The 17,800-nt window shown below is 71.3% G+C and carries 15 protein-coding genes; 10 read left to right on the top strand and 5 right to left on the bottom strand.

Annotated features, from left to right (window positions below):
* Positions 1–71 precede the first annotated feature (71 nt).
* From AC507J_RS10260 to AC507J_RS10245, 4 genes are all read left to right on the top strand, one after another.
* Complete coding sequence (locus tag AC507J_RS10260; protein ID WP_496288866.1) at positions 72–1,001, top strand: S1C family serine protease; 930 nt, start codon at positions 72–74, stop codon at positions 999–1,001.
* A 7-nt stretch (positions 1,002–1,008) separates the two neighbouring features.
* The gene (locus AC507J_RS10255; protein ID WP_496288865.1) at positions 1,009–1,707 is read left to right on the top strand and encodes a response regulator transcription factor; all 699 of its coding nucleotides are present in this window, start codon (positions 1,009–1,011) and stop codon (positions 1,705–1,707) included.
* On the top strand, positions 1,704–2,909 hold the full coding sequence (locus AC507J_RS10250; protein ID WP_496288864.1) for a sensor histidine kinase: 1,206 nt from the start codon (positions 1,704–1,706) through the stop codon (positions 2,907–2,909). The genes AC507J_RS10255 and AC507J_RS10250 overlap by 4 nt, the downstream gene beginning before the upstream one ends.
* A 128-nt stretch (positions 2,910–3,037) precedes the next feature.
* Complete coding sequence (locus tag AC507J_RS10245) at positions 3,038–3,337, top strand: BON domain-containing protein (RefSeq protein WP_341721289.1); 300 nt, start codon at positions 3,038–3,040, stop codon at positions 3,335–3,337.
* Positions 3,338–3,483: 146 nt separating this feature from the next.
* Here the strand turns inward: AC507J_RS10245 and AC507J_RS10240 are convergent, their stop codons facing one another.
* Positions 3,484–4,029: an STAS domain-containing protein gene (locus AC507J_RS10240; RefSeq protein ID WP_496288863.1), complete on the bottom strand. Its 546-nt coding sequence runs from the start codon at positions 4,027–4,029 to the stop codon at positions 3,484–3,486.
* A gap of 235 nt (positions 4,030–4,264) precedes the next feature.
* On the opposite strand from AC507J_RS10240, the gene AC507J_RS10235 reads away from it, so the two are divergent.
* Positions 4,265–4,435, top strand: a complete 171-nt coding sequence (locus AC507J_RS10235; RefSeq protein ID WP_496288862.1) for a hypothetical protein — start codon at positions 4,265–4,267, stop codon at positions 4,433–4,435.
* Between the two features lie 19 nt (positions 4,436–4,454).
* On the opposite strand, the gene AC507J_RS10230 is transcribed toward AC507J_RS10235, so the two are convergent.
* The gene (locus AC507J_RS10230; protein WP_496288861.1) at positions 4,455–6,047 is read right to left on the bottom strand and encodes a glycosyltransferase 87 family protein; all 1,593 of its coding nucleotides are present in this window, start codon (positions 6,045–6,047) and stop codon (positions 4,455–4,457) included.
* A gap of 195 nt (positions 6,048–6,242) precedes the next feature.
* On the opposite strand from AC507J_RS10230, the gene AC507J_RS10225 reads away from it, so the two are divergent.
* Positions 6,243–7,586, top strand: a complete 1,344-nt coding sequence (locus AC507J_RS10225; RefSeq protein ID WP_496288860.1) for an extracellular catalytic domain type 1 short-chain-length polyhydroxyalkanoate depolymerase — start codon at positions 6,243–6,245, stop codon at positions 7,584–7,586.
* A gap of 52 nt (positions 7,587–7,638) precedes the next feature.
* Positions 7,639–9,240, top strand: a complete 1,602-nt coding sequence (locus AC507J_RS10220) for an RICIN domain-containing protein (protein ID WP_496288859.1) — start codon at positions 7,639–7,641, stop codon at positions 9,238–9,240.
* Between the two features lie 134 nt (positions 9,241–9,374).
* Here the strand turns inward: AC507J_RS10220 and AC507J_RS10215 are convergent, their stop codons facing one another.
* From AC507J_RS10215 to AC507J_RS10205, 3 genes are all read right to left on the bottom strand, one after another.
* Entirely contained in the window at positions 9,375–10,832 is a 1,458-nt protein-coding gene (locus AC507J_RS10215; RefSeq protein WP_496288858.1) for an endo-1,4-beta-xylanase, read from the bottom strand.
* Between the two features lie 258 nt (positions 10,833–11,090).
* Complete coding sequence (locus AC507J_RS10210; RefSeq protein WP_496288857.1) at positions 11,091–12,125, bottom strand: acetylxylan esterase; 1,035 nt, start codon at positions 12,123–12,125, stop codon at positions 11,091–11,093.
* Between the two features lie 24 nt (positions 12,126–12,149).
* Positions 12,150–13,181 carry a LacI family DNA-binding transcriptional regulator gene (locus tag AC507J_RS10205; protein ID WP_496288856.1) on the bottom strand — a complete coding sequence of 344 codons (1,032 nt, stop codon included), beginning with the start codon at positions 13,179–13,181 and terminating at the stop codon, positions 12,150–12,152.
* Positions 13,182–13,479: 298 nt separating this feature from the next.
* Between AC507J_RS10205 and AC507J_RS10200 the strand changes: the two genes are divergently transcribed.
* The 3 genes from AC507J_RS10200 to AC507J_RS10190 are packed head-to-tail and all read left to right on the top strand — an operon-like array spanning position 13,480 to position 17,779.
* Positions 13,480–15,867, top strand: coding sequence for a beta-xylosidase/alpha-l-arabinosidase (locus AC507J_RS10200; protein WP_496288855.1), 2,388 nt, complete (start codon positions 13,480–13,482; stop codon positions 15,865–15,867).
* Complete coding sequence (locus AC507J_RS10195; RefSeq protein WP_496288854.1) at positions 15,864–16,847, top strand: ABC transporter permease; 984 nt, start codon at positions 15,864–15,866, stop codon at positions 16,845–16,847. The genes AC507J_RS10200 and AC507J_RS10195 overlap by 4 nt, the downstream gene beginning before the upstream one ends.
* Positions 16,844–17,779, top strand: a complete 936-nt coding sequence (locus AC507J_RS10190; RefSeq protein WP_496288853.1) for a carbohydrate ABC transporter permease — start codon at positions 16,844–16,846, stop codon at positions 17,777–17,779. Before AC507J_RS10195 ends, AC507J_RS10190 begins: the two co-directional genes overlap by 4 nt.
* The last annotated feature ends 21 nt before the right edge of the window (positions 17,780–17,800 follow it).

Below are 17,800 nucleotides of genomic sequence, written 5' to 3'. Positions count from 1 at the left end.
CTGCCCTGGCGGCCTCTTCCCGCCCCGCTCCGGTGCCGCCGCCGCAACGTCCATCCAGGAGGGACACTGCCATGCCGAGCACGATTCCGGGCCTCGGCGAGCCGCGCGGGCCGCGGTTCGTCTCGCCCGCCCTGGCGCCCGACGGCGCCCCGACCGACCCGTACGGCGGACCGTACGGGATCGACCGCCCGCCCGCCGGGCCCGACGACGCGCCCGGCGGGCCGGCGACGGAGCAACAGGACGCCCAGGGCCCGGCGCGCTGGCCCCGGCTGCTGCTGACCGGGCTGACCCTGGTGGCGGTGTCGGCGGGAGTCGGCGGCGTCGCCGGTCACCTCGCCGCCCGCGACGACCTACCGGAGGCTGTCGCCGCAGCACCGCCGGCCGCCATACCTCCGGGAGCCGCCGGGGACCTGGTCGCCGCCGCCGACCGGGTGCTGGCCGGGGTGGTCTCGGTGCAGGTGTCGGGCGGCCGGGGCGCCTCCGGGTCCGGGTTCCTGATCGACGACCGGGGACACGTGGTCACCAACAACCACGTGGTGGCCAGCGGCGGCACGATCCACGTGGTCGGCCAGGACGGCCGGCGGCTCACCGCACGGTTGATCGGCCGGGACCCGGGTACGGACATCGCCGTGCTACGTGTCGATCCGGGCAACGGACTGCGCCCGCTGCCGCTGGCGGCGGGCGGGCCGGCCCGGGTCGGTGAACCGGTGCTCGCCGTCGGTTCGCCGCTGGGTCTCTCCGGCACGGTGACCGCCGGGATCGTCAGCGCCCTGGACCGGCCGGTACGCCTCGGTGGCGGTGCCCGGCAGCCGGCGGTGCAGACCGACGCGTCGATCAACCCCGGCAACTCGGGCGGTCCGCTGGTCAACGGCCAGGGTGAGGTGGTCGGCGTGAACACCGCCATCGCCACCCTGGAGGGTGGTGGCAACATCGGTATCGGCTTCGCCATCCCGATCGACCGGGCGGCACAGGTGGCGCAGCGGTTGATAGCGAGAGGATGAGCGGACGATGCGGCTACTCGTGGTGGAGGACGAGGAGGACCTGGCCGGCGCGCTGCGCGTCGGGCTGGTCCGGGCCGGCTACGCCGTCGACGTCGCGGCCGACGCGGCCGACGCGTACGAGTTGTTGCAGGTCAATGCGTACGATCTGATGCTGCTGGACATCAACCTGCCGGACGTGGACGGCTTCGCGCTGTGCCGGGCGGTGCGCCGCGGCGAGGTGGAGGTGGCGAGCGGGCCGGAGCTGCGGGTGCTGATGCTCACCGCCCGGGGCGCGCTCGGTGACCGGGTCCGGGGCCTGGACGAGGGCGCGGACGACTACCTGGTCAAGCCGTTCGCCCTGGCCGAGTTGCTGGCCCGGGTGCGGGCGCTGCTGCGCCGCGACACCGGCGGCACCTCGGCGGTGCTCTCGGTCGGTGCGCTGACCCTGGACACGGCCCGGCACGAGGTCCGGCGGGGTGGCCGTCGGCTGCACCTGACCCGCAAGGAGTTCGGGGTGCTGGAGTACCTGATGACCCGCCCCGGGATGGTGGTGCCGGCGGAGGAGTTGCTGGAGCACGTCTGGGACGCCAACGCCGACCCGTTCACCGAGACCGTCCGGGTCACCGTCGGTACGCTGCGGCGCAAGCTCACCGACGACGGTGACGACCACGCCCCGATCGAGACGGTCATCGGCCGGGGCTACCGCCTCCGGGAGGTGGCCGCGTGACGATCTTCCGGTCGATCCGGTTCCGCTTGACCGTGCTCTACTCGACGCTGCTGTTCGCGCTTGCCGGCGCGGGCCTGCTCGTGGCGTACGTGGCGGTGGACCGGGCGGTCGACCCGAAGCCGATCACCGAGCGTTACCAGGCGCATCTGGTGAAGCTCAAGGCCGACGGTCGTACCGTGCCGACCGGCACCACCCTCGAGGTCGCCGAGGTGCAGCAGATCGAGGACGAGGTGAACCTGCGGCTGCTGGAGACCGTCCGGGACTATTCGCTGATCGCGCTGGGCGGGCTCTTCGTGGCCAGTCTCGGCATCGGCTGGGTGCTCTCCGGCCGGGCGTTGCGGCCGGTGGGCGCGATCGCCCGCACCGCGCGGGACATCCAGGCCACCGACCTGTCCCGCCGGATCCGGCTCTCCGGTCCCCGCGACGAACTGCGCGACCTCGGCGACACCATCGACTCGATGCTGGACCGCCTGGACCAGGCGTTCCGCGCCCAGCGGCAGCTCATCGACGACGCCTCGCACGAGCTACGCAGCCCGCTGGCGATCATCCGGGCCAACCTGGACGCGTCGCTCACCGCACCTGAGGCCACCGAGGCGGAGCGGGCCGCCGCCGTGGCGACCGTCGACCGGGCCACCACCCGGATGTCTCGGCTGGTCGAGGACCTGCTCGCGACGGCCCGGCGGGACGCCGACGCGATGGCCGACACCGACGTCGACCTGAGCGTCGTCGCCCGGGAGGTGGGTGAGGACTTCACGCCGCTGGCCGCCGGGCGCGGGCTGCGCCTGCGGTACGCGCTCGACACCGACCTCACGCTCGTCGGTGATCCGGACGCGCTGCGCCGCGCCGCGGCGAACCTGCTCTCCAACGCGGTACGCCTCTCCCCGCTGGGCGGTGCCATCACGGTGGCGACCGGCCGGGCGGGCGGCTGGCTCTGGCTGGCCGTGGTCGACGAGGGACCGGGCATCGCCGAACCCGACCAGGCCCGGGTCTTCGACCGGTTCTGGCGGGGCGAGGGGAGCCGCAACAGCTCCGGCGACCGGCGGACCGGGCTGGGACTGGCCATCGTCCGGCAGATCGTCGAGTCACACGGCGGGCAGGCGGCGGTGCACTCAGCGCCGGGCACGGGCAGCACCTTCGTACTGTGGCTGCCGGCGGCGGACCGGGACGACGACTCGCCACCACCGGCCGGCCCGCCGATCTGAACCGGCGATCTGTCATCCAACTGTCATCCAACCGTGCGGTCGACTCCAAGGTTGATGCGCAAGGTGGTGGTCGATCGGGACGGCGCGTCTGGCCGCCGGCATCGACGACGAAGGAGACCGCTGTGGTGATGCCGTGGCCCTGGCCCATGCCCGACGACCACTCCTTCCGGGCGCTCTGGGACGAGCCGCAGGGCCACGACGAGGACGTCCGCCTCGCCGCCCTGGTCGCCCAGCGGCTCAGCGCCGACTGGACGACCCGACGGCAGCAGATCACGGTCATGGTGCAGAACCGGGTCGTGATCCTCACCGGCCTGGTGGCCGGCGCCGAGACCCGGCGCGCCGCCGGTGAGTTGGCCTGGGATGTCGAGGGCGTGCTGGACGTCTGCAACGCTCTGCGGCTGGCCGGTCACCGGCGCGGTCGCCGCTGACCTCCGGCCCGCCCGCGCCGCCCGGCACCGGTGGCGCGGGCGGGTCGGACGGAGGCTGATTCACCGCACGCCGGCGGAGGCGGTTACTGCGGCCGGCTCTTGAGTTGCTGCCGCTGGCTCTTCAGTTACTGCCGCCGGCTCTCGGGTTACTGCGGTCCGCCCTTGAGCAGGGCGAACGCCTCGGCCCGGCTGTCCGCGACGCAGAAGACCTCGGCCAGGCGGGTGACCTGGAGGACCTGCCGGATCAGCGGCGAGATCGTCACGACGCAGAGACGCGCGCCCCGGTCGGCGGCGCTGCGATGCGCGCGGGCGAGCAACCCGAGTGCGGTGGAGTCGACCAGATCGGTGCCGCCCAGGTCGACGAGCACGTGACCGCCCATGTCGGCGGCGTGCCGGAGCGCCTGCCGAAGGGTGTCGCCGGTGTCGAGGTCCACGTCGCCGGCGACGGTCACCACCGTGACGCCGTCGACGTGCTCGATGCCGAGGATGCCGCCCGGTACGCCGCCGGTGGCGGGCCCACAGTGGGCACACCGGTGCGGTCCGGCGGCGAGCGGAGAGCCACTCCAACCGTGCTCGGCGACCAGGCTCCAGACCACCTCGCCGTCGGACGGCACGCGGCGGGGACCGGCGACGGTGTCACCGCAGCTGTCACAGGTCAGGGTGACCAGGTGGTCGTCCAGGGCGACGGCCATGGCGTGCTCCTTCCCAACGTCGAGTGATCGGCCACCCACCCTGCACCGGTCAGGTGGCGGAGACCGCGCGGGTGGATGACGGTTGGGTGACGAATTGATTTCCCGGGCCGGCCGAGTCGCACCGCCCGACCGCGTTGCGCCACCCGATCGAGTGGTCGCCACCGTCGGTCCCGGTGTCGTGGCGGAGCCGCCCGTAGCGTCGGGAAGCAGTGGCCACGAGGTGAGGAGCGGGTCGGTGACCGAGCCGGAGGAAGAGCGCGAGAAGAGCGCGAAGACCGATCCCGTGCTCTTCTCCCCCGACGGCGACCCGCACCACAACCTGGCGCAGGCACCGCAACCCGACGAACACCCGCCGGTGCGCTTCACCCACGACGGTGAGACCGAGATCGTCGACGACGAGCAGTAGCCCGACCTGCTCCGCCGGCTCAGTCGTGCCGGGCGAGGGCGGCGGCCAGTTCGTCGTCGTAGCTGGCGAGTTGACGCCCGTCGGCGGCGTACGCCACCAGTCGCCCGTGGGTCATGGTCGCCGACCGGAACGAGAAGGTCCGGACGCCCGGGTAGGCCGCCAGCAGCGGGATGCCGCGCGGTGGGCCGCCGGGAGCGGAGTGGTATTCGAGCCGGTCCACCTGCGCCGAGACCACCCCGTTGACGCGTACCTTGGTCTTCTCGCTACGGGTGTCGAAGGTGACCGGAGCGGCGGTGCCGAAGTCGGCGCACTCGGTCGGGCCCCGGCAGACGAAGAAGTAGCGCGGGTTGGCCAGCTCCGCCGGCCCGTACGCCTTGAAGGTGGGATCGGCCCCGGCGGGTAGCGGCTGCACCGCGAAGAACGCCAGGATGCCGGCAGCGGCGACGCCCACCCGCAGCCAGGCCCGCCGCAGGGCGACCCGGCGGGCCGGCCGGGCGACGACCGCGACCGTGCCGAAGCCCGCCAGGCAGAGCAGGCAGACGCCGAGCGTACGGGCGTTCTCGAAGAGGAACTGCACGCCAGGGCGCATCGAGACCGGCCCAAGCACCACCCCCAGGGAGAGCAGCATGCTGGCCAGCAGCGCGGCACCGGCCACCCGCCGGGTGACCCCGGCCGCGCCGACCAGCAGCATCGCGGCCAGCACCGGCCAGACCTGGTGATGCGTCCAGGAGACCGGAGAGGCGGCCACGGTGGCGCAGCCGACCAGCACCGCCGCGTGCCCGGTACGCCCCTGCCCGGCCAGTTGCCGGGCCCGGAGCAGGGCCACCGCACAGACGACGGCCACCAGCGCCGCCCAGACCAGTGGTAGCGCAGCCTCGGGCAGGCCGACGCGGAGCAGCATGCCGTGCACGGACTGGTTGCCCAGCGACGCCAGGTTGCCGATCCGCGAGGTCTGGGTCACCGTGCCCGCCCAGTAGGTAAGGCTCTCGGTGGGCAGGACGACGAAGGCGAGCGCGCCGCACGCGACGAAGGTGGCCGCCGCACGGGCGGCGTCGCGGTACCGGCCGCAGACCAGGAAGTAGGCCACGAACAGCAACGGGGTGAGCTTGATCGCCGCCGCCACCCCGACCAGCACCCCGCGTACCCGCGACGGCCGGCCCATGCCGTCGAGCAGTGCCAGGAGCACGAGGAAGATGCTCACCTGGCCGAAGCGCAGGTTGCTCTGCACCGGCGCGGAGAGCATGAGCACCACGGCCACCACCGCCACCAGCACGGGCCGTCGGCCGCGCCCGGACGCCAGTGCGCGACCGACGGGTACGGCGAGGGCGACCACGGCCGCGCAGGTCGCCACCAGCCAGACCGCCTCGACCACACCGAGCGGCACGGTGGTGATCGGCCAGAGCACGAGCGCCGCGAACGGCGGATAGGTGAACGGACCGCCGTTGGCCGCCACGTACTCGTAGAGCGGGCGTCCGGCCCGCAGGTCGGCCAGGGCGCCGTGATAGATGTGCAGGTCGGACAGGCGATCCGGGCGCCGCAGCACCAGTGCGACGGAGACCAGGGCGGCCAACGCGAAGGCGGCCCACAGCAGCACCAACCGACGATCCCGCATGGTCCGAGGATAGGGAACGCACGTCGATCCGGATGCCCCCGTTCGGCCGGCGGGGCGCCAAGGTCAGCCGACGCCTTGCCGCGAAGCCCCATCGACACTGACAATCATCTATGTTCCTGAGCCGGACGAGATCGGGCGCCGGGCAGCCCTCGATCGGAACACCGCCCTGTCCAGACCCCGTCCGGAGGACCCTTCATGAAGAAGACGATCAAACTCTGGTGCGCCGCCCTGGCGGCCGTCGCCCTGACCGCGCTGGCCGCGCTCTCGGTGCCGGGCCCGGCGTCGGCGGCCACGCTGACCGAGGTGACCAACTTCGGCACCAACCCCAGCAACCTGCGCATGCACCTCTACGTGCCGGACCGGGTCGCACCCCGACCGGGGCTGCTGGTCGTGGTGCACTACTGCACCGGCAGCGGACCCGCGATGCACACGGGCACCCAGTTCGCCTCGCTGGCCGACCAGTACGGCTACATCGTGGTCTACCCGTCGGTGACCCGCAGCAGCCGCTGCTTCGACGTCTCCTCCCCGCAGGCCCTGCGCCGGGGCGGCGGCAGCGACCCGGTGGGCATCATGTCGATGGTGGACCACGTCCGCGCCCGCTACCCCGTCGACCCGGCCCGGATCTTCGCCACCGGAACCTCCTCGGGCGCGATGATGACAAACGTGCTGCTCGGGCTCTACCCGGACGTGTTCGCCGCCGGTGCCGCCTACTCCGGCGTACCGTTCGGCTGCTTCGCCACCAACAACGGTTCGGAATGGAACAGCGAGTGCGCCAACGGGCAGGTCATCCGCACCCCGCAGCAGTGGGGTGACCTGGTGCGCAACGCGTACCCGGGCTATACCGGCCCGCGACCGCGGATGCAGATCTGGCACGGCACCAACGACGAGACCCTGCGCTACCCGAACTTCGGTGAGCAGGTCAAGCAGTGGACCAACCTGCACGGGCTGAGCCAGACGCCTACCTTCACCGACAGCCCGCAGGCGGGCTACACCCGTACCCGCTACGGCAGTTCCGGAGGTACTGCTCCGGTCGAGGCGATCAGCATGCAGGGCGTGACGCACAACCTGCCGGTCGACGCCGCCCAGGCCGTACGCTTCTTCGGCCTCAACTCCCCGACCCCGACGTCGTCGCCGACCCCGACGTCGTCGCCGAGCCCCACCCCGTCGCCGACGGTGCCCCCCACCAGCACTCCGCCGCCGAGCCCGACCCTGCCGCCGGGCACCGGATGCCGGATCGGTTACACCGTCAGCGCCTGGAACACCGGGCTGACCGCCTCGGTGACCATCACCAACACCGGCCCCAGCACGGTGAACGGCTGGAGCCTGGCGTTCACCCTGCCCGGCGGGCAGAGCATCACAAACGGCTGGAACGCGACCTACTCGCCCACCTCCGGCGCGGTGACCGCACGCAACGTCTCCTACAACGGCACCATCGCCCCGAACGCCTCGACCACCATCGGCTTCCAGGCCAACCACAGCGGCAACACCGCCAGCCCGACCTCGTTCACCCTCAACGGCACCCCCTGTTCGATCGGCTGAGCCCGGACGCGCCAGTCCTTACCGATCCGTAGATTTCGTTGAGAGGAAATGAATGCTGTTCCAGACAAGGACGCGACGACCACGCCGCTTGCTGGTCGTCGCCGGCACGCTGGCCGTGCTCGGCGCCGCCACGGCGGTCGCCGCGCCGAGCGCGCTGGCCGCCACCGTCGACCCCAACGCCACGTACGTGTTCGTCAACCGACACAGCGGCAAGGCGATGGACGTGTACAACTGGTCCACCGCCGACAACGCCCCGATCAACCAGTACGCCCGCAGCGACGCCGCAGTGCAGCAGTGGCGCTTCGTCGACGTCGGCGGCGGCTACTACCAGGTCCGCTCGGTGCACAGCGGCAAGGTCCTCGAGCTGCCCAACGCCACCGACGGCGTACAGCTGGTGCAGAACGCTGCGGTCAGCGGCAACACCCGTCAGCACTTCCGGCTGGCCGACTCCGACGCCGGCCACGTCCGCTTCATCAACCGGCACTCGAACAAGGCGCTGGACGTCTGGGGCTGGTCCACCGCCGACGGTGGCATGATCTCCCAGTACCAGGACGTCAACGGCGCCAACCAACAGTGGCAGCTCGTCAACCTCGGCGGCGGCAACGGCTGCGGCAGCGGCTCCTTCCAGGCCGAGGCCGTGCTGAGCGGCGGTACGTGGACCGCCCGCAACGGCGGCACCACGGTCTACACCGGCGGCGACATGCGGGCGGCCGTGCAGGCCGCGGTGAACAGCCTCAGCGCGGGCCGGACCAGCAAGCAACGGGTCGTGGTACGCGGCTCCGGCTCGATCAGCGCCGGATCCCGCATCTCGCTGCCCAGCTACACCACGATCGACGTGTGCGGCACGATAAACGTGACCGGCTCCGGCAGCGGTGACCAGGCGCCGATCTACTCGCGCGGCACCACCCAGATCGAGGTGCAGCACCTCACCGTCACCGGTTCCCCGCTGTACGGCATCTTCCTGCGCAACGTCACCGACGTGGTGCTCGGTCAGATCGACATGCGGCTCTCCGGCGGGCTGGGCGTACGCATCGACAACCGGGGTGACACCAGCCAGTGGACCCGCAACGTCCGCATCGACAACGTGTACGTCTCCGGCGCCAGCTCGCACGGCGTGGAGACGTACGGGGTGGACGGGTTGACCGTCGGCACCGTCACCGCGCGCAACGTCGGCGAGTCGGGGCTGCTGCTCAACCAGACGATAAACGCCACGGTGACCACGGTCGACGCCGAGAACGCCGGCACCGGCACCGGGTACGCCGCGTTCCGGATCGCCAACCGGGCCGGCCGGATCGGCTCCGGCTACCCGACAAACATCCGGGTGGGCACCGTACGGGCGCGCGGCGGTGGCCGGGGCATCTTCTGCGTCTCGGAGTCCGGCGGGCTCGCGGTCAACCGGGTGGACATCGCCAACACCGGCAACAACGCGATCCTGCTGGAGAACTGCTACGGCGTGGACATCGCCGCGGGCGGTGGCACGATCAGCGGCGGCGGTGAGGTGCGGCTGGCCGCCCGCACCGAGTTCCCCGGCAACCGGGATCTGACCCTGCGCAACTTCACGCTGGTCAACAGCCGGATCGTGGAGAACCCCTGCACGACCAACCTGACCATCAGCAACATCACCCTGAGCAACTCGACAATCAACCGCTGCTGAGCAGGCCGGCCCGGCCACACCGGGTCGGGCAGTCAGACCGAGCCGGGCCGGCGTACGGGACGCCGGCCCGGCCGGTTTGTTAAGCGGGGCCCCTTGCTATGCACCAGGCGTTAAAAAGGGGCCCTTCCTTTCACTCAGCTGGCGGAGCAGGTGGGGGTGGCGGAGGGACCGGTGCCGGTGCCCTGGAAGCCGAACTCGGTGGTGGTTCCAGCGTTTACGGTGCCGTTGTAGCCGACGTTGCGGAAGGTGACGTTGCCGCTGCTACCGGACGCCTGGGCGTTCCAGGTGTTGGTGACACTGCTGCCACCAGGCAGCGCCAGGCCCACCGACCAGCCGTTGAGGTTGGCGGCACCGGCGGTGACCCGGATTGTGGCAACGTATCCGCCGTTCCACTGGTTCAGCGAGACGGTGGCGGTGCAGCCGTTGCCGCCGGGCGGCGGAGTCGTCGTCGGCGGCGGGGGCGGGGTCGTGGTGGGCGGCGGGGGCGGGGTGGTGGTCGGCGGCGGGGGCGCCGTGGTGGTGGGCGGCGGCGGGGTGGTGCCGCCCGCGTTCAGCGCCTCCAGGGTGGCGTTGTAGGCCTGCTTCTTGTTGCCGTTGTTGTCGAAGAGCAGCGGGGTGCCGTAGGAGCGCCAGGAGTCGCTGTCGCGGATGCCCCACACGGTGATGCCGTTGCAGCGCGGCACCGCGAGGCAGTCCTGGACCACCCGGCGGTACGTGTCGGCCTGTTGGGTACCGGAGCCCTCGATGTCCAGCTCGGTGATCTGCACGTCCACGCCGAGGGCGGCGAAGCTGGACAGGGTGGTGCGGTAGTTGCTGTTGTACGCCGATTGCGCGTTGAAGTGCGACTGGAAGCCGACGCAGTCGATCGGCACGCCACGGCTCTTGAAGTCGCGCACCATGTTGTAGACGGCCTGGGTCTTGGCCCAGGTCCAGTTGTCGGTGTTGTAGTCGTTGTAGCAGAGTTTGGCGCCCGGGTCGGCGGCGCGTGCGGCGCGGAACGCGGCCTCGATCCAGTCGTTACCGGTGCGCTGGAGGTTGGAGTTGCGGCGGGCGCCGTTGTTGCCGTCGTCGAACGCCTCGTTCACCACATCCCACGAGTCGATCTTGCCTCGGTAGTAGCTGGCAACCTGGGTGACGTGGTTGAGCATGGCCGATCGCAGCGCTTGACCTTCCATCCGCTCCATCCAGGAGGGCTGCTGCGAGTGCCAGGCCAGAGTGTGGCCCCGAACCTTCCAGCCCCGGGAGAGGGCGTGGTTGACGATCCGGTCCGCGGTGCCGTAGGTGAAGACGCCCTGCTGCGGCTCGAGTGCGTTGATCTTCATCTCGTTCTCGGCGGTGACCGAGTTGAATTCGCGGTTGAGGATGCCGACGTAGGTGGAGTCGCTCAGCTTGTGCGCCGCGATCGCGGCCCCGAAGTACCGGCCGCTCTCCGCTGCGGCGGCGCCCAGGGTGGTCGCCGCGCTGGCGCTGGAGGCCGTCACCACCACGCTGGCGGCGACGAGGGAGAGACCGACCACCGCCGAGATCAGCGCGGGGCGCGATCGCAGTCGGGTCGCCGGACGCCCGCTGGCGCGGGCGAACGCGTTGTTCATGGCATGAGCCTTTCGACGAAGCCGTCCTGATGGGAGCCGGCCCCGACTACCGCCCAACACGTGGCCTTCCGTCGCTCGCGCGGTCGCCCGGATGCCGCGCAAGCCGGTGCATTCCGCCGGCCAGCGTGAGTAGATCGAGGTCGTTCTATCGAAAACAATATCGAAACACAACCGCAAGCTCAACGTGTCTCGATCGCCTTCGGTGGACCGCCGCAGCTCGCCGCTGCGGTCTGACCGCAGTCAACCACAGCCAGCGGCTCAGAGCGCCGGTTCGGCGGGTACCGGAAGTTTCGGTGCCACGGCCGCCGCGTCCAGCCGGGCGGCCAGCCAGCGTAGCTGGCGCCGGACGTGGGTCGCGTCCCCGTGTTCGTGCCCGTTGAACGGGTAGACGTGCAGTTCCCGGGCCGGCCGCGGGCCACCGCCCGCGCTGCCGTACAGGTTGTGGGCGGCGAAGCCGGTGCTCGGCGGGCAGACCAGGTCGCGCAGCCCGATCCCGAAGTGCGCCGGTGCGGTGGCCCGGCGAGCGAAGCTGACGCCGTCCATGTAGGACAGGGTGCGCCGCACCGCTGGCTCGGCGTCCCGGTTGACCGCGAGGTAGTTGACGATCTCGCCGTACCCGCCGACCTCGGTGATCTCGATGGCCCGTTGCAGGTGGCAGAGGAACGGGGCGGTGGCGAGCACGGCGGCCAGGTCCGGCACCAGCCCGGCGACCGCCAGCGCCAGCCCGCCACCCTGACTGTTGCCCGCGACGACCACCCGCTGCGGGTCGACGCCCGGCAGGGCGCGGGCCGCCTGGACCGCCCGCACCGCGTCGGTGATGAGCCGGCGGTAGTAGTAGCCCTGCGGCGACAGGATGCCCCGGGTCACCGGCGTGGGACCGCCCGGCGCGCTGCCGTGCGGGTCGGCCGTGTCACCCGCGCCGTACTGCCCGGACTGCCCGCGGGCGTCCATCAGCAGGTGCGCGTACCCGGCGACCGGCCAGGTCAGCCGCTCGTGCGGCAGCCCTCGGCCCCGTCCGTAACCGACGTACTCGACGATCACCGGTAACTCGCCGTCCACTCCGGCCGGCCGGTTGTACCAGGCCCGGACGGGGTCACCTGCGAAACCGGCGAAGGTGACGTCCCAGGTGTCGACCAGGCGCAGGTCGGTCGGCTCGGGACGGACGTCGACAAGCACCGGCGGCTTCGCCGCCGAGTCCAGGGTGGTGCGCCAGAACCGGTCGAAGTCGGCCGGCTCGGCCACGGTGGGCGCGTACTCACGCAGTTGGTCGAGGGGCAGGTCGAACAGGGGCATGGCTCCTCGCAGGTGGTAGGGCGGTCAGGTGCGTCGGGGCGGCGCGGTGCTCTCGCGTACGACCAGTTCGGCGACCAGGTCGATCCGGCTGCTGGGCAGGGCCACCTCCCGCGCGAGGTCGAGCAGCATCTTGGCGGCGGTGCCGGCCATGTCGCGCAGCGGCTGGTTGACGGTGGTCAGCGCCGGCCCGATCCAGCGGGCGACCGGCAGGTTGTCGTACCCGACGACGGAGAGGTCACCGGGGACGTCGATGCCGAGCTGTCGGGCGGCCCGCAACACCCCCACCGCCTGCAGGTCCGAACCGGCGAAGATCGCCGTCGGCCGGTCCGGCCCGGTCAACAGCTCGATGCCCTGGTGGTAGCCGGCGTCCGTGTGGAAGTTCCCGGAGCGGACCAGGCGGGGATCGACGGGTACGCCGAACTCCTCGTGGGCGCAGCGGAAGCCCGCCGTACGCGCCCGCGCGCAGAGCACGTCCCGGGGGCCGGAGATGATCGCGATCCGGCGATGGCCGAGTTCCAGCAGGTGACGAGTGGCGAGCAGGCCACCGTTCCAGTTGTTCGAGCCGACGGTGGGCACCGAGGCCGCGCTGGCGCTGTCGGTGTCGACCACGACGACCGGGATCGCCTGGCGCCGCAGCTGCTGCCGCTGCTGGCCGGTCAGGTTGCACATCACCAGCACGATCCCGAGCGGACGCCTGCCGATCACCGCGTCCAGCCAGGACTGCGGCGGTCGGCGGGCGCCGCCCAGCTGGGACAGCACCACGGTCAGCCGCTCGGCGGCGGCCACTGCCTCAACCCCGCGGATGATCTCCAGTGCCCAGTCCGAACCGAACTCGTGGAACACCAGGTCGATCTGGCCGTCGGCGGTCGTCCGGCGGGCCCGGCGGCGGTAACGGTGCCGCTCCAGGCTCGCCTCTACCCGCGCCCTGGTGCCGGCGGCGACGTCCGACCGGCCGTTGAGGACCTTCGAGACCGTCGCCGACGAGACGCCGACCTCCCGCGCGATCGTCGCGATCGTCGCGGAGCCGGGCGCCGTCGGCGGGCGGTCTGCGGTCATCGGAATCCCTGCAACCGGTCGGCGAAAATTCCGGGGAACTGTAGCACGCTGGGAACCTCCGCCGATGACACCTGTCAATGGCGAAGCGGTGGTGGCCAGGCTACGGGCAATCGCTTACCAGCTCGGCATCACCCGCGTGGACAGTGTCTTTCCGGCCCTTGACACAGATTCATCAACGCCTTTAGGTTCCCGACACAGGTGTCGAACTGGTTTCCGAAATTTTCGAGAACCGCCGTGCCGCACGGCGGCTGGTACGGGCCGCCGGGGCGACCTCGCGGGCGCGGCCGGAGGGGTCCGCATGACAAGTCAGTTACCCGTCGACGATCGACTGGCCACACCGGACGCCTACCGATGGCGTGACCCGACGCTGCGACCCGACGAACGGGCCGATGCGCTCATCCCGCTGATGTCGCTTGAGGAAAAGGCCGCCCAACTGGTCGGCCTCTGGGTGGGCGCCGACGCCTCCGGCGAGGGCGTCGCGCCCCACCAGAACGACATGGTCGAACACACCCCACCCTGGCCGGAGGCGATCCGGCACGGGCTGGGGCAGCTGACCCGGCCGTTCGGGACCGCGCCCGTCGACCCGGCCCTCGGTGCCCGCTCCCTGACCGCCTCCCAGGCGCAGATCGTGGCGGCCAGCCGGTTCGGCATCCCGGCCCAGGTCCACGAGGAATGCCTGACCGGCTTCGCCGCCTGGCGGGCCACCGTCCATCCCGCGCCGCTGAGCTGGGGCGCGGCCTTCGATCCCGCCCTGGTGGAGGAGATGGCCGGCTGCATCGGCCGGACCATGCGGGCCGTCGGCGTCCACCAGGGGCTGGCACCGGTGCTCGACGTGACCCGCGACTACCGCTGGGGACGTACCGAGGAGACGATCGGCGAGGACCCCTACCTGGTCGGCACGATCGGCGCGGCGTACGTGCGCGGGCTGGAACGGTCCGGCGTGGTGGCCACGCTCAAGCACTTCGCCGGATACTCGGCCTCCCGGGGCGGGCGGAACCTGGCCCCGGTGCCGATGGGCCCCCGGGAACTCGCCGACGTGATCCTGCCCCCGTTCGAGATGGCCCTGCGGCTGGGCGGCGCGCGGTCGGTGATGCACTCGTACGCCGAGATCGACGGCGTGCCGGTGGCCGCCGACGAGCAGCTGCTGACCCGGGTGCTGCGCGAGCAGTGGGGGTTCAGCGGCACGCTGGTCGCCGACTACTTCGCGGTGCGGTTCCTACAGACCCTGCACGGCGTCGCCGCCGATGCCGGCGAGGCGGCCGGCCTGGCGCTGCGCGCCGGCATCGACGTGGAGTTGCCCACCGTGGACGCCTACGGTGCACCGCTGGTGGCCGCCGTGCGCGCCGGTAGCGTCGACGAGGCGCTTGTCGACCGGGCCCTGCGCCGGGTGTTGATCCAGAAGATCGAGCTGGGGCTGCTCGACGAGGGATGGCGCGGGACGCCCGCCGACCTCGACGAGGTGCGGCTGGACGACGACGGCAGCCGGGCGGCGGCGCTGCGGCTGGCCCGCCAGTCCGTGGTGCTGCTGCGCAACCGCGACGGGCTGCTGCCGCTCGCCGCCGACCGGCACGTCGCGCTGGTCGGTCCGGTAGCGGACGACCCGATGGCCATGCTCGGCTGCTACTCGTTCCCGCTGCACGTCGGGGTGCACCATCCGGAGCACGGGGTCGGGGTGGAGATCCCGTCGCTGCGCGCCGCCTTGCAGCAGCGACATCCTTGGCTCACCCACGTACCGGGCACCGCCATCGCCGGGGACGACACCTCCGGCATCGCCGCCGCCGTCGAGGCCGCGACGGGCGCCGACGTCTGTGTGCTCGCGGTCGGCGACCGGGCCGGCATGTTCGGCCGGGGCACCTCCGGCGAAGGCTGCGACGCCGCCGACCTTGAGCTGCCCGGGGTCCAGGCCGAGCTGGTACGCGCGGTGCTCGCCACCGGGACACCTGTGGTGCTGGTCGTGCTCTCCGGCCGTCCGTACGCGCTCGGCGCGGCGATGGAAACCGCCGGAGCGATCGTCCAGGCGTTCTTCCCCGGCCAGCTCGGCGGCCAGGCACTCGCCGAGGTGCTCACCGGCGAGGTCAACCCGTCCGGGCGGCTGCCGGTAAGCGTGCCCCGGCACGCCGGTGGCCTGCCCGGCACCTACCTCGCCCCGCCGCTGGGCCAGCATACCCGGGTGTCGTCGGTGGACCCGACGCCCGCGTTCCCGTTCGGCCACGGCCTGAGCTACACCACGTTCGAGTGGTCCGACGCCCAGGTGATCGGTGGTTCGGCCGGCACCACAGGTGGACCGGTCGACTGGCCGGTGGACGGTGAGGTGACGGTCGGCATCACGGTCCGCAACACCGGTGCCCGGTCCGGCACCGAGGTGGTACAGCTCTACCTGCACGACCCGGTGGCGCAGACCACCCGACCGGTGGTCCGCCTGATCGGTTACGCGCGGGTGCCTGTGGCACCGGGCGCGGCGGCGCGGGTCACCTTCGTGGTCCCCGCCGACCTCACCTCCTTCACCGGCGTGCGGAGCCGGCGCGTGATCGAGCCCGGTGACGTGTGGCTACGGCTCGGCCGCTCCAGCGGCGAGACCGTGGCGAGTCTGGCGCTGCGGCTGGTGGGCGACGAACGCGAGACCGGTCACCACCGGCAGCTCGTCTCCCGGGTGAGCGTCGAGCCGATCCCGGAGCACCTCCGATGAGCAGCCCGACGACGCTTACCTCGTCCGCACCGGCGGCGGACCCGCCGGCTGCACCCTCCGCTCCCCCACGGGCCGCCCGCAACACCTGGCGCCGGGCGCTGCGGCGGGACTGGCAGCTCTACTCGCTGGCGATCCTGCCACTGCTCTTCTTCCTGATCTTCCGGTACCTGCCGATGCTCGGCAACGTGATCGCCTTCCGCCGGTTCCAGCCCGGCGGCAACATCTTCGGCGAGTACTGGGTTGGGCTGCGGTACTTCAAGATGTTCCTGACCGACCCGACGTTCTGGAACGTCTTCACCAACACCCTGGTGCTGGGCGGGTTGACGCTGCTCTTCTGCTTCCCGCTGCCCATCGTGCTGGCGCTGCTGCTCAACGAGGTACGGGCCCGCCGGCTCAGGCGCCTCGTGCAGTCCGTGTCGTACCTGCCGCACTTCCTGTCCATCGTGATCGTGGCCGCCATGGTCATGCAGTTGCTCTCCGTGGACGGCACGGTCAACCAGCTCGTTGGCGCGGCCGGCGGGGACCCGATCCCGTTCCTGCAACGGCCGGAGTGGTTCCGCACCATCTACGTCTCCTCGGAGGTCTGGCAGACGGTTGGCTGGGGCACCATCCTCTACCTCGCCGCGCTCACCACCATCGACGACAACCTCTACGAAGCGGCCCGCATCGACGGTGCCAACCGGTGGCGGCAGACCTGGCACGTCACGCTGCCGGGCATCCGGCCGACAATGGTGACCCTGCTGATCCTCAACATCGGCACCTTCATGGCGGTCGGGTTCGAGAAGATCCTGCTGCTGTACAACCCGCTCACCTACCCGACGGCGGACGTCATCTCCACGTACCTGTTCCGGGTGGGCTTCGCGTCCAGCAACTTCAGTTACGCCGCCGCGATCGGGCTGTTCGAGGCGGTGATCGGGTTGATCCTGGTCCTGTCGGCGAACCTGATCGCCCGACGCACCGTGGGGACGAGCCTGTGGTGACCATCGACGCCGCCGAGCAACCCACCGAGAGCAGCCCCCGCCCACGTCGGCGGCGCGGCATCCAGGAGACCCGCGGCTACCGGGCGTTCCAGGTGGTGAACGGGATCATCCTGACCCTCGTGGTGCTGGTGACGCTCTACCCGTTCGTCAACATCGTGGCCCGCTCGATGAGTCACGAGGCGTACATCATCGCCGGCGAGGTGAACCTCGTGCCGCGCGGGTTCACGCTTGACACGTACCAGTTGCTGTTGTCGGACTCGCTGTTTTGGACGAACTACCGCAACACGGTGTTCTACACGGTGACCGCCACGATCATCTCGATCACGCTTACCACCTGCTACGCCTACGTGCTCTCCAAGAAGCAGCTCAAGGGACGCGGCGCGTTGGTCGGCATCGCGGTGTTCACCATGTTCTTCACCGGCGGGCTGATCCCCAACTACGTGCTGGTCACCAGCCTGGGGCTGAAGAACAGCGTCTGGGCCATCGCGCTGCCCAACGCGATAAGCGTGTTCAACCTGCTCGTGATGAAGGCGTTCTTCGAAAGCCTGCCGAGCGACCTGGAGGAGGCCGCGGCGGTGGACGGCCTCAACACGTACGGCATCCTGCTGCGGATCGTGTTGCCGCTGTCGAAGGCGATCGTCGCCACCATGGTGCTCTTCTACGCGGTCTCCTTCTGGAACTCCTGGTTCGCGGCCTTCCTCTACATGGACCGGCAGGAGCTGTGGCCGGTCACCGTCTATCTGCGCAACCTCATCGCCGGTGCCACCGGCGCGGAGAACGTCGGGGCCATCTCCGAGGCCAACGAGGTGCAGGCCGAGGCGACGCTCAAGGCCGTGACGATCGTGCTCACCACCCTGCCCATCCTGCTGGTCTATCCCTTCGTCCAGCGGTACTTCGTCCGCGGCATCATGCTCGGCGCGGTGAAGGGCTGAGACGGGCACACCACCCCCCAC

The sequence above is a fragment of the Micromonospora sp. PRAS1 genome (assembly GCF_059553435.1).
This window is presented reverse-complemented; position numbering and strand designations above follow the sequence as displayed.